This window comes from Vibrio sp. QJM3NY_15, from assembly GCF_057785995.1.
On record NZ_CM173517.1, the window covers coordinates 1,341,843 to 1,355,541 of the forward strand.

Annotated in this window: 8 protein-coding genes; 6 read left to right on the forward strand and 2 right to left on the reverse strand. The window is 44.4% G+C overall.

From position 1 onward, the window contains the following. The first annotated feature begins 1 nt into the window (after position 1). Both AC3CKG_RS06000 and nhaA read left to right on the forward strand, forming a co-directional pair. Positions 2 to 1,138, forward strand: coding sequence for a lipocalin-like domain-containing protein (locus AC3CKG_RS06000; RefSeq protein ID WP_102338765.1), 1,137 nt, complete (start codon positions 2 to 4; stop codon positions 1,136 to 1,138). Positions 1,139 to 1,411: 273 nt separating this feature from the next. Continuing rightward, positions 1,412 to 2,575 carry a Na+/H+ antiporter NhaA gene (nhaA, locus tag AC3CKG_RS06005; RefSeq protein WP_029223633.1) on the forward strand — a complete coding sequence of 388 codons (1,164 nt, stop codon included), beginning with the start codon at positions 1,412 to 1,414 and terminating at the stop codon, positions 2,573 to 2,575. A 265-nt stretch (positions 2,576 to 2,840) separates the two neighbouring features. On the opposite strand, the gene AC3CKG_RS06010 is transcribed toward nhaA, so the two are convergent. Both AC3CKG_RS06010 and AC3CKG_RS06015 read right to left on the reverse strand, forming a co-directional pair. Continuing rightward, positions 2,841 to 3,452, reverse strand: a complete 612-nt coding sequence (locus AC3CKG_RS06010; protein WP_032501212.1) for an OmpA family protein — start codon at positions 3,450 to 3,452, stop codon at positions 2,841 to 2,843. Continuing rightward, on the reverse strand, positions 3,452 to 4,759 hold the full coding sequence (locus AC3CKG_RS06015) for a TolC family outer membrane protein (protein ID WP_102541391.1): 1,308 nt from the start codon (positions 4,757 to 4,759) through the stop codon (positions 3,452 to 3,454). Before AC3CKG_RS06015 ends, AC3CKG_RS06010 begins: the two co-directional genes overlap by 1 nt. Before the next feature lie 308 nt (positions 4,760 to 5,067). Here AC3CKG_RS06015 and AC3CKG_RS06020 point away from each other — a divergent pair, with 308 nt between their 5' ends. The 4 genes from AC3CKG_RS06020 (at position 5,068) to fabV (ending at position 13,699) form a co-directional block, all read left to right on the forward strand. After that, positions 5,068 to 8,877 (forward strand): VCBS domain-containing protein, encoded by a 3,810-nt coding sequence (locus AC3CKG_RS06020; protein WP_102541390.1) that lies wholly within the window; start codon positions 5,068 to 5,070, stop codon positions 8,875 to 8,877. Between the two features lie 442 nt (positions 8,878 to 9,319). Beyond that, the gene (gene psrA / locus AC3CKG_RS06025) at positions 9,320 to 9,949 is read left to right on the forward strand and encodes a TetR family transcriptional repressor PsrA (protein ID WP_029223634.1); all 630 of its coding nucleotides are present in this window, start codon (positions 9,320 to 9,322) and stop codon (positions 9,947 to 9,949) included. Positions 9,950 to 10,004: 55 nt separating this feature from the next. Further along, the gene (locus tag AC3CKG_RS06030) at positions 10,005 to 12,287 is read left to right on the forward strand and encodes an acyl-CoA dehydrogenase (RefSeq protein WP_017111637.1); all 2,283 of its coding nucleotides are present in this window, start codon (positions 10,005 to 10,007) and stop codon (positions 12,285 to 12,287) included. Positions 12,288 to 12,496: 209 nt separating this feature from the next. Further along, positions 12,497 to 13,699, forward strand: a complete 1,203-nt coding sequence (gene fabV, locus AC3CKG_RS06035; RefSeq protein ID WP_029223635.1) for an enoyl-ACP reductase FabV — start codon at positions 12,497 to 12,499, stop codon at positions 13,697 to 13,699.

A 13,699-nucleotide genomic window follows, 5' to 3' on the forward strand; every position in this document is an offset into this window, starting at 1 on the left:
TATGTTTCAACGCAATGGCTCAAAAAAACTAAGACATCGTTTTGTCTCTTCAATTCTACTGATCAGCTTCTTCGGTGCACTCCTAGGTGTGTGGGCTTACTATTCCTATTTTGTTGACGTAGGTGATAAGGGCATTAACGAAGTTAATTCAGTATTAGTGAGTGAGCACTTTAATGTGTTCGAGCCTGTATTGCCTGACAGAAGTGTTTCTCTACCACATGATTTCCAGTTCCACCCTGAGTTCCAACATGAGTGGTGGCATTACTTCGCTTCTTTAAAAGGGAGTGATGGAAAGAAGTATTCGGTGCAGTGGAGCTTTTTCCGCATCGCAACAGATGAACGTGAAACGCCAGGATGGCAAAGCCCACAAATCTATATTTCCAATGTCGTCATTTCTTCTGACTCTAAAGTATGGAAAGAGCAGCGTTTAGCGCGTGGCGGTATTGGTCAGGCGGGAATGACCAACAGTCCCTTTAGAATCTGGATTGATAACTGGAATTGGCGCGCGCTAGGTAACACGCCGTTTCCGGGGCGACTTCAAGTGAATACGGACACCTTTGGTCTTGAGTTAGATACGGTTGCTAAAGGGCCTTATGTGCTCAATGGCGACAATGGTTATCAGAAAAAACACGACTTATTGCCTGTTGCTTCTTACAATTTTAGTGCACCTTTCTTATCTTTGACCGGTACATTACAACTCGATGGCGTTGCCAAGGAAGTTGAAGGAACGGCATGGGTACATAAAGAGTGGGGAAGTGGCTTGCTTGGCGTGGGTCAACAAGGGTGGGATTGGTTTGTCTTTAATTTAGATGACGGGACAGCGTTAAGCGTCAATCGTTACCGCCACAATCAGCAGATGCCTTATGTGTTTGGTACTCTCGCCACTCGCTCAGGCAAGGTTTTTCAGCTGACTGAATCTGACATTTCTATTAAGCCTTTGCAGAATACAACGTTGCTTAATGGGCGAAGAATGCCTCTTCAATGGATAATTAACGTCCCTGAACACGATATCAACCTAACTACACGCATCAAACGACGAGATATGTGGCTTCCTTTTGTGATTCCGTATTGGGAAGGGCCAATCATGGCAAGTGGCAGTCATGAAGCAACAGGCTTCATGCAACTCACCGGTTACTAAATACACCTAAGGCTATCATTTGATAGCCTTTTTTATATTTGTAGCACCCTCCATACTTGAATTAAATCTGCATACAGCTTTAAGGTTCTCATCTATACTTAATTCACAATACGTAAAAACATTATGGAATATACGACGTATTGTTTAGTATTTGTAGGAAAAACCGAAGTTAAACATCCAAAGAAGTGATTATCTATCGATTGGGCTTGTCTATACACTCGTGGTTATTCTTTGTTATTCGTTTATTTAAATAATAAATATAAGGGCGAAATCATGACCGACGTCATCCGTGACTTCTTTAAAATGGAATCTGCTGGCGGCATCATACTAGTCATCGCTGCGGCGATCGCAATGTTTGTAGCAAACTCACCACTGAACGAAATGTATCAAGGCGTTCTACACAGCTACGTTCTTGGTATGTCTGTATCTCATTGGATTAATGATGGCTTCATGGCTGTCTTCTTCCTTCTAATCGGCTTAGAAGTTAAGCGTGAACTTTTAGAAGGCGCATTAAAGTCTAAAGAGACAGCAATCTTCCCAGCTATCGCAGCTGTGGGCGGTATGCTAGCTCCTGCACTTATTTACGTGCTATTCAACTCTGGTAATCCAGAAGCATTACAAGGCTGGGCTATCCCAGCAGCAACAGATATCGCATTCGCATTGGGTATCATGGCGCTACTTGGTAATCGTGTACCAGTTAGCTTGAAAGTGTTCCTACTGGCTCTAGCCATTATCGATGACCTTGGTGTTGTTGTTATCATTGCATTGTTCTACTCAGGTGATCTTTCAACGCTTGCTTTAACGGTTGGCTTTATCGCAACAGGTGTCCTGTTTATGATGAATGCTAAACATATGACTAAGCTGAGTGTTTATTTGATCGTCGGTGCAATTCTGTGGTTCGCAGTATTGAAATCTGGTGTTCACGCAACATTGGCTGGTGTAGTAATTGGTTTTGCTATTCCACTCAAGGGTAATAAAGGGGAACGTTCTCCTCTCAAACACCTAGAGCATGCATTGCACCCGTACGTTGCTTTTGCCATCCTGCCAATCTTTGCATTTGCAAACGCAGGTATATCACTGGAAGGTATTTCTCTATCAAGCCTAACCGGAATGCTACCTTTAGGTATCGCGATGGGTCTATTGGTTGGTAAGCCTCTAGGTATATTCTTATTCAGCTGGGGTGCAGTGAAAATGGGCATAGCTAAGCTTCCTGAAGGCGTGAACTTCATGAACATCTTCGCAGTCTCTGTGTTGTGTGGTATTGGCTTTACGATGTCTATCTTTATCTCTTCACTGGCATTTGGTCCAACGAACGCAGAATTTGATACGTTCGCTCGACTAGGTATCTTGATGGGCTCTACGACAGCAGCAATACTGGGTTACTTCCTACTAAGTATTTCTCTACCAAAGACTAAGCAGCAAGAAGTAAAACTGTAATCAGTAACGGGCTCGCTTAAACAAGCCAGCCCACTTAATGAACAACAAGAATTGATCACATGAGTTACTACTGAGGCTGATGTGATGACAAAGAACAAAAAGCCGTGATGGGTAACCCTATCACGGCTTTATTGATCCTGAGCTCCTACAGTGAGTCTTGTTGTCCTCTCTTTGATAGCAGAACGGGTTCTTCCATATCCATACCAACAATCCTCAACTAAACAATCTTTAACCTAAGCACAAGACCTGCTGTGACAATGTCACGCTATTTCTCTAGTGTAGTAAAGATGGTCCATTCCTCGACGATTTGTTCGCTTAGACCGACTACAGTTGCCGTTACTTTACGGTTTAACGCATGTGAAGTCGGGTCATCACCATCACTTTCTAAACGTTCTTCACCATAGCCGACGATTCTTACTCGGTCTGGTTCAATACCGTTTGATAATAATTCATCTTCAACATTGTGAGCACGTTTCTTAGACAAGTCTAAGTTGTAATCGTTGGAGCCGACTTTACTTGCATAACCTTGGATCTCAATCGATGCGCTTTTGTAAGTTTCTAAAAATTCCGCCATGGTGCTGATTTGATCCGAGAATATTGGGTTAACTTCGTACGAGTCGTTTGCAAAAAGGATTTTCAACTGTCTGACTTCTTGCGAACGAATAGTTTCCCCGCAGCCAGCGTTATCCACTTGAGAACCTTCGGGTGTACCAGGGCAGGTATCTCGTGCGTTTACCACACCATCTTTGTCATCGTCTTGCAGGTCAGAAATTTGCTCCGCTTCAGGTGTCTCGATGTAGTCTTCTTCTTGCTGACTCGAACAGGCAAATAAAGTCATCGATAGTACGGGAAGTAGTAAGTAAGTTATTTTCATCATTAATACTCCACGGCCGTTGTCCACTCTTCTGGAATGTCGACCAGTAGAGCATTCAATAAAGAACCTGTTGCGTTCATTACACGGTACTTAGCGTACTGCTCAGAGTAATGCGCATCGAGATAATCTTTACGGGCTTCAAATAGTTCGTTCTCGGTGTTGAGTAGATCAAGCAGAGTACGTTTACCTATTCGATATTGTTTTTCATAAGCGATAACGGTCTCCGAAGCTGAATCAACGTGATCAGATAAGAAGTTCTTTTGTTGCAGTGTTAGATCTAAGGCACTCCATGAAAGACGAAGGCCTTCCTCAACTTGGCGATAAGCACGATCTCTCAGGTCTTTCGCTTTGTTCAGTTGGTAAGCTGCGGCTTCAGAGTTAGCGCTGTCTGTTCCACCGTTGTACAAGTTGTATCGCATTCTCAGCATTGCCAGTGTTTCTTGGCTCGAACCTTCATCGCCACCGGCATCATCACGCCATGATTGAGATGCTTCAATAGAGAATGTCGGGTAGTTAACACCTTTCGATTGTTTGTATTGGAAATGCGCTGAATCGACATCTGCAGCAGCGACTTTGATGACTGGGTGTTGGTCCAAAGCATCAACCAAGGCGTCTGATAATGAAAGTGGAATCATAGAAATATCGGCTCTTGGGTAAACCAAGCCTAGTGGTTCCTGACCGACCACTCTTCGAAATTGGGTATGGGTATCGATTAGATTGTTCTGTGCGGCTAACAAGTTGCCGTGAGCTTTTGCGATCCTAGCTTCTACCTGCGATACATCAGCAGTTGAACCTATGCCTGACACAGCGCGCTTTTTGATGTCTTTATAAATTTTCTTGTGGATAGCAAGGTTACTTTCCGAAAGGGCTAAAACTTCAGTGGCTTTTACTGCGTCTAAATAGATCTGGGTGACCTCTAGCGCTTTGTCCTCGGCATCCGCTAACAGTTGTAAGCGAACCGATTCTGCTTCTGCGGCGGTACGATCAATGTCGTTTAGAGTTGATGAACCATCCCATAACAGCTGAGTCAGGGAGATTGTAGCTTCCTTTCTTGTAAGGTCTGTATCTGGGCCGTTGTTCGGTGCAGGGTTTATGCCTTCGTAACCAATACCTGCATCAAGGTCGATACTCGGTCGGTAAGCACCACCAGCAGCGTCATTTCGTTTTTTGACGCTTACATACTCGTTGAAGATGCTTTTAATCTCAGGATTGGTCGCCAAAGTGATAGCAACAGCTTGTTCCAAAGTTTGAGCGGCGACTGGGGCCGCTGCAATGAAGCAGCATACTATGGATAACTTAAACAATTTCAAAGTAGCTCTCCTTCTACTTTTATATGTTTCGACCAATCTCGTAGCAGTATTTTCTGCTTTATTGAGACACAGACTGTATTAAAGAAGCTTAGGACATCTGTAAAAAAATGCGAAGTTTGTTTGTTTTTTTTGATGGTAAGTCGCTATTGCTATTGACTAATTTAAAAATAGCCATATGCACGCCCGCCTTAGTGAGTTGATTATCAATAGTGTCGATACTAAATTTACTGTATGCGACAGCCATAACGCAGAGCTGGGAGTGAGCTAGCGTGTGGCTTGTTCTGGGTAGAGGAAGTGGGAACTTAGCTATGGGAAACTTCAACCTAAACATACTAGGCCTTGCTAGCGGTAGTGTTGTGCTCAACGCTCAAGGCCAAGTTAGACGTTTGTCTCCGGGCGAACAACCAGCTACCAGTGATGTAGTCATCAGTTTTGATACTAGTGAAACCAGTGTGCCAAGTGTTTCTGCACGATTTGTGGATAACCAGGGCCAACAAAATGTGCTAGATACTGATGATGCAATCGCTCAAGTACAACGTGCTATCGAAGAAGGATTTGATCCAACGGAATTAGGAGATGAGTTTGATACAGCGGCGGGTGAGCAAGGCTCAAGTTTAACCAACAGCGGTAGGATTGAACGTACCGGGGCTGAAACTCAAGCTGCGACAAACTTTGAAACTGACGGACTTGAGTCTCAAGGGTTGTCAGAAACTCAAAGTATTGCTCTTTTTGACATCATAGCTTTTGCGCTTGTGTCAGGAGAAGCCAACGTTGTTGAGTTTGAAAGCGACGAGCCTATTGAAACTGCAGGGACCTTAACCATTGAGGATCCAGATGTAACCTTTATCGCTAAGGGTGTGGAAGGGGATAATGGGCTAGGGAGTTTTGTCGTCAATGAGGATGGAACTTGGACCTTTGTAGCCAACAGTCCATTTGACGAGCTTGCCGACGGCGAGCAAATTCAAGATACAACCACGGTACAAACTTCTGATGGAGGCGAGCAAGTTATCACAGTCACCATCATTGGTACTGATGATACAGCAGTAGCCACAGATGACACAGGCAGTGTGACTGAGGATGAAGATGTCGATGAATTAACCAACCAACTCGTCACCTCTGGACAAGTGACGATCACCGACGTAGACAGTGATACTCCTACCTTCTTACCTGACGGTGAGTTTAACCTTGAAGGTTCGACGAATGAATCACAACTAGGCGTGCTAACTATCGACCCTGATGGTGCTTGGACTTACGTCGTTAACAACGATGACGTTCAGTACTTAGACGACGATGAGTTCGTTACTGAGATTTATACCGTGACGGCAGATGATGGCACAACAAGTGAAGTGATCGTCACCATTAACGGTGCGGATGACCCATCTGACATAATCGTAGGAGACGGTGATTCGGATACAGGTGAAGTAACTGAGGATGTCGAGGTTGACCAAGAGAGCAATAACTTAACGACGTCAGGTACTTTAACCATTACCGATGTTGATGACAATGATACACCTGCCTTCAACCCAAACGGCATTTTTAACACCTCGGGTTCAACTAATGCGATACCGCTCGGGGCGCTGACCATTACGTCCAATGGTGAGTGGACCTACACTGTCGATAATGATGCCGTTCAATACCTTGATGATAACGAAATTGTTACTGAAATCTACACGGTGAGTGCAACAGACGGCACTACCAGTGAAGTGACCATCACCATTAACGGTGCTGATGATCCATCCGAAATTACCGTCGGAGAGGGTGACTCTGACATGGGTGAGGTGACGGAAGATGTGGATGTCGATGAGGAGTCGAACACGCTTGAAACAACAGGCTCGCTGACTATCAGTGACCTAGATACCAGTGATAATCCTGCCTTTAATCCATCTGGTGCGTTCAAACCTTACGGCTCAACTAATGCTATACCTCTCGGGAAGCTGACGATTACGTCCGATGGTGAGTGGACCTACACTGTAGACAATGATGCCGTTCAATATCTTGATGATAACGAAACTGTTACTGAGATCTACACGGTGAGTGCAACAGACGGCACCACCAGTGAGGTAACGATTATTATCAACGGTGCGGAAGACCCATCGGAAATTACGGTTGGTGGAGGTGACAGTGACACGGGTAGTGTTACGGAAGACGTGGATGTCGATGACGAGTCGAACACTCTTGAAACAACAGGCTCGCTGACTATCAGTGACCTAGATACCAGTGATAATCCTGCCTTTAATCCATCTGGTGCGTTCAAACCTTCCGGTTCAACTAATTCGATACCTCTCGGGACACTGACCATTACGTCTGACGGTGAGTGGACCTACACCGTCGACAATGATGCTGTGCAGTATCTTGATGAAAACGAAACTGTTACCGAGGTTTACACTGTTACTGCCATTGACGGAACCACAAGTGAAGTGACCATTACCATCAACGGTGCGGATGACCCATCTGAAATCACTGTTGGTGAAGGTGATTCGGATAAGGGAGAAGTGACCGAAGACTGGAATGTCGACTTAGATACAAACTCACTCATGACGTCGGGTACGCTCACGATTACCGATGTTGACACCAGTGATATGCCTGCCTTTAAACCTAATGGTGTATTCACACCTGTAGGTTCAACTTATGCATTAGCATTGGGTATGTTAACTATCACCCCTGAGGGCGCATGGAGTTATGTTGTTGATAATGATGCCGTTCAATATCTCGGTGACGACGACACCGTTATTGAGAACTATGTGGTTACTGCAATTGATGGTGTTGAACATGTCATTGAGATAACGATCAATGGTGTCAACGATGCCCCTGAAGCAACAAGCTTTGTGGTGGTCAATGATGACGACGCCGTTATTCCTATTCTGTTCGACTCTGAAGATGGTGGCATGCCTGATTACATCTCAGATATAGAAGATGATCACAATGGGATACCTTTAAATGTTCGTATTGATACCTTGCCAACCAGTGGCACGATTCTTTATACAGATGAAAATGGAAACACGAGGGAAATAGTACAGTCCGATGTGGATAGTGGTGTGCTGTTTGTTCCAAACAATATTAGCTTCGTTGCCGGGCCTGGAGAGCTGTTTGAAATGGGCTTCAGTGGCGATCCTGAGGACATGCCTGACCTTGTAGATGGCTTTTATAACTGGGGAGTGGCGGTATCTCCAACAGAAAGACTGATCACCTTAGCCAACGGCAATACCATTACATTAACTATCGAAGATAATAATGATAAGCCACTTAAGCAGTATCAAGGTGAGCAGCCTCATGTTGGTTACGGGATTGGTGATACTGATGGTAGAGGTATGAACAAACAGGAGACGTTGATACTTGATTTTACGGATAATCCGTTAGATGTTGTTGATTTTGGTTTAGATGGCTTGGGCGGTTCGTTTAACACCAATAGTAATGTTTATGTTGAAGTGCTTTATACCTTCGCTGATGGTTCTACTCACACAGAGCAGTATCAAAAAGATCCAGGTGATACTGGTAATAGCCAACTCCTTTATGAATTTAGTTATTCCTCACCAAATAACCCAATAGTTGGAATGGAGCTTTCATCAACGGGAGGAAGCTGGGAGTTACGTTATGTCCAAGGCAACGAAGCGGTAACCGATGATCCTCAGTTTGACTATGTTGCAGTAGATTCAAGTGGTGCCGAAAGTACGGTAGAAACGGTGACAATTGATACGGAAGAACCACAGCTATACAACGTGATCAGTGCTGCCAGTAACGAACCGCTGTTTGCTGCTGCTGGCAATGATTTATTGATTGGTGATAGTGAGGACAACATCTTTACTTGGTTAGACTCCGCGCTCGACAACGGAACAGACATCATTAAAGATTTCGAGCTTTATACTAACGGCTCTGGTGATTTAATTGACCTCAATGATCTCATTGAAGACCCACAAGACGAAACTCAAATGGCAGAATTGCTAGATATGATTGAAGTCTCGGTCGATGGTGAAGATATTGCTTTGTCTATTCCAATCAATGGTGGAGTCGACGTTCAAACGATCGTCGTAGAAGGGATTGCTACGGAAATGGGCGCTTCGGTTGATCTTGGTAGTGATCTCGCGATATTGGGAGAGCTTATCAAAAACGATGCAGCTTAGTCGGTATCGTGAAGTGTTCTATGACTTAACGTAATGAAAGCCCTCGGTTTCGGGGGCTTTTTTGTGCCCAGTAGTAGCCGAAGAAAAGTTGTCTGAATCATAGGTAAAAAAAAGCCCAAACCAACACGGTTTGGGCGGATACAAGTATAGGAGTTAATAAGGAAAATGCAGTAATTAAGAAAGCAGGGGAGAGACAAGTTTGACGGCCTGTTAAACTTCTAAATACTCTGTTTTCTACTTAATTTATGACCCGCCATTTCAATTTCAGTTCCCAGAAAATTCATTAATTTTTCCTTTTTTTGTAAACATGCATCGATTCAATCGGTTAGTGAATAAAGTAATTAACTGGTACGACCAATTTGTGAAAATGTGATGTTGCTTGCTTGTTAAATAAATGTACTAAGCGTATATTTCAAACAGTTGTTTAATACGAGTGATTGAAATGGCACCAAGAAGTACAACCAAAGACAAAATCTTAGATGTGGCTGAAGGCTTATTTGCTGAGCACGGTTTTAATGACACCTCTTTACGCACTATTACGGGTAAAGCCAATGTCAATCTTGCTTCAGTGAACTACCACTTTGGCGATAAGAAGACTCTGGTTCGTGCCGTATTAAATCGATACTTAGAAGCATTTATGCCTGCACTGCAAGACGCTTTAGTGAACTTAAACTTGAACGAAACGTATTCTATGAGTGACGTGTTTGAGTCTTTAAGACAGCCGCTAAGAGCTCTGAATGATGTAAGGCCAAATGGTACGAGCCGATTTATGTTACTCATCGGCCGAGGTTATACGGATGTGCAAGGTCACTTGCGTTGGTTCATTACCACTCGCTACAGCGAAGTACTGACACTGTTTACCAGCTCAGTAATGAAAGCCAACCCGAACCTCACTCAAGAACAGTTATTTTGGCGATTGCACTTCACCCTAGGGACTTGTGTATTCACCATGGCATCTAGCCAAGCTCTAATAGAAATTGCAGAGAATGACTATGACAGAAAGATAGATGCGAAGGCAGTGGTCGATATTCTCATTCCATTTTTGGCCGCTGGCATGTCAGCAAAAGAATAAAACAATAAAAAGCAAAATATTCACAAACAATATAGTGAACAAAAGGATCTGAACTATGAGCTCTCTAAGACAAAAATGGGTAAGTGACCCAGCTTTTAAACTCTTTAAAAAAGTACTACCACCACTATCTAGCACCGAGAAAGAAGCGATGGAAGCGGGTAGCGTGTGGTGGGACGGAGAGCTGTTTTCTGGTAAACCAGATTTCACTAAGCTTCACCAGTACCCAAAACCTCAGCTGACAGCAGAAGAGCAATCGTTCATGGATAATGAACTTGAAACTTTGCTCGCTATGCTTGATGACCACAAAATTGTAAAAGAAGATCGAGACCTTCCTGAAGAGGTGTGGAACTTCTTACGCAAAGAGCGTTTCTTCTCGCTAATTATCGCGAAAGGGTACGGCGGCCGTGAATTTTCGGCGCACGCCAACTCTACAATCGTAACTAAGATTGCAACGCGTAGTATCAGTACTGCGGTTTCGGTAATGGTTCCAAACTCTCTTGGCCCTGGTGAGCTACTGTCTCACTACGGTACTCAAGATCAAAAAGACTACTGGCTACCACGTCTTGCTGACGGTACAGATATCCCATGTTTCGCACTAACAGGCCCTGAAGCGGGTTCTGATGCGGGTGGTATCCCTGATGTCGGCACTGTGTGTATGGGCATGCACGAAGGTAAAGAGACACTAGGCATCAAGCTTAACTGGAACAAGCGTTACATTACGTTAGCACCAGTGGCGACGGTACTTGGTCTGGCTTTCAAATTGCACGATCCAGAAAAGCTACTGGGTGACAAAGAAGACATTGGTATCACTTGTGCGCTTATCCCAGCTGACCACGAAGGTGTTGTGATCGGTGAGCGTCATGATCCACTTGGTCTTGCGTTTATGAATGGTCCAACACGCGGTCACGATGTATTTATTCCTATGGAATGGTTAATCGGTGGCGCAGATTACGCAGGTAAAGGCTGGCGTATGCTGGTGGAATGTCTGTCTGCAGGTCGTGGTATCTCATTACCCGCACTTGGTACGGCGATGGGCCACCTAACAGCGAAAACGACTGGCGCATACGCTTATGTTCGTAAGCAGTTCGGTATGTCGATTGGTAAATTTGAAGGTGTTGCAGAGAGCCTAGGCCGTATTGGTGGCTTAACGTATCTATTAGAAGCGACCCGTACACTGACAACCACTTCGCTTGATATGAAAGAGAAGCCGGGTATCGTAACGGCTATCGCCAAATATCACATGACTGAGATGGCTCGTACTATTCTGAATGACTCAATGGATATCCACTCAGGTCGTGCAATCCAAGATGGTCCAATGAACTACTTGGCTGCGCCTTATCTAGGTATCCCAGTGGCTATCACAGTAGAAGGTGCGAACATCCTAACTCGTAACCTGATGATCTTCGGTCAAGGTGCGACACGTTGTCATCCATATGTATTGAGCGAAATGGAAGCGGCAGCAAATCCAGACGAGAAGCAAGGTGCAAAAGACTTTGATAGCTTGTTGTTCAAGCACATCTCACACGCAACTAAAAACACGTTTGGCGCATTTGGTGCAGCACTGACTGGCTCTAAGTTCATTAAAGCCGACATGAGCGGACCAACTAAGCCTTACTACCAAGATTTGACTCGTTTGAGCCGTGCGCTTGCAGTGAGTGCGGATTTCGCAATGTTGACGCTAGGTGGAGAACTGAAACGTAAAGAGCTTATCTCTGCGCGTTTGGGTGATGGTCTAAGTTACCTATACATGGCTTCTGCTGCACTTAAGAAGTATGAAGACGAAGGTCGCCAACAAGCTGACCTAGACTACGTACACTACGCGGTTCAACACTGTTTCCACAATGCGGCTAAGTCACTACAAGAAGCGTACCGTAACTTCCCGAACAAGATGGTGGGTAAAGTACTTAAAGGTCTAGTTTTCCCTGTTGGTAACCACTTCGAAAAACCAAGTGATAACCTAACAGTTCAACTAGCAGAAAGCTTGATGACTCCGGGAGCACACCGTGAACGTCTGACTCACCTTTGCTACATCGGCAAGGAAGAGGATGATAGTGTTGGCCTTATGGAGAACGCTTTCAATGCGATGTACAGCATCAAGCCTCTAGAGCGTAAGATCTTCCAAGCAGTGAAAGAAGGCAAAGTGGCTCGTAAAGGCTTGCTGGCAGATAAACTGGCACAAGCACTTGCTGCTGATGTTCTGACGCAAGAAGAAGTCGACCAAATTGTTGCTGCTGATAAACTTCGTTATACAGCGATTCAAGTTGACCACTTCAGTCATGACTTTAGTGAAACTTTGACGCGAAAAGAGTTAAAACCTAAGCTAAATAGCGTTGCTTAGATAAAGAAATGATAAAAGGCACCTAATAAGGTGCCTTTTTTGTTTTTGTCGTATAAGTCTCAATAGAAGCGTTAACAAATGGCGACTTAGTCAGCAAATATTAGTTGAGTGCTCCAACCACTTGCATTTTCACCACATTTTTACAGAAATTAGATGCCATTTGCGCACGAAACTCTTATCCTTAACCTGATTTTTTAAGGAAGTTGAATATGATCATCAAACCTCGAATTCGCGGATTCATCTGTACTACAACACATCCAGTCGGTTGTGAAGCTAATGTAAAAGAACAAATTGCTTACACAAAAGCTCAAGGCCCAATCGCAAACGCACCTAAACGTGTACTAGTTGTTGGCTCTTCAAGTGGCTACGGCTTGTCTTCACGTATTGCGGCAGCATTTGGTGGCGGCGCTTCTACTATCGGTGTTTTCTTCGAGAAAGCCGGTACTGAGAAAAAAACTGGCACAGCTGGTTTCTACAACTCAGCAGCGTTCGACAAGCTAGCTAAAGAAGAAGGCCTGTATTCAAAAAGCCTTAACGGCGATGCTTTCTCTAACGAAGCAAAACAGAAAACAATTGACCTGATCAAAGAAGACCTAGGTCAGATCGATATGGTTGTGTACTCACTGGCGTCTCCAGTGCGTAAAATGCCAGAGACTGGCGAAGTAATTCGTTCAGCTCTTAAGCCTATCGGCGAAACGTACACATCTACAGCAGTAGATACAAACAAAGATGCGATCATCGAAGCAAGCGTTGAGCCTGCTACTGAAGAAGAGATCAAAGACACTGTTACTGTAATGGGCGGTGAAGATTGGGAACTTTGGATCAACGCACTTTCTGAAGCGGGTGTTCTGGCTGACGGTTGTAAGACTGTTGCTTACAGCTACATCGGTACTGAACTAACGTGGCCAATCTACTGGGATGGCGCGCTAGGTAAAGCTAAGATGGATCTAGATCGTGCAGCATCAGCGCTAAACGAAAAACTAGGCCAAACTGGCGGTACTGCAAACGTTGCTGTTCTTAAGTCTGTAGTGACTCAAGCGAGTTCTGCGATTCCTGTTATGCCTCTTTACATCGCTATGGTGTTCAAGAAGATGCGTGAAGAAGGTATTCACGAAGGTTGTATGGAACAGATCTTCCGTATGTTCAGCCAACGTCTATACAAAGAAGATGGCAGCGCAGCAGAAGTTGATGAAGTGAACCGTCTACGTCTAGACGACCTAGAACTTCGTGACGACATTCAAGAGCATTGTCGTAACCTATGGCCTCAAATCACAACTGAAAACCTGAAAGAACTGACTGACTACGTAGAGTACAAAGAAGAATTCTTGAAGCTGTTCGGTTTCGGTGTTGAAGGCGTTGATTACGAAGCTGACGTTAACCCAGCTGTTGAATTTGATGTAGCTGACATCTAA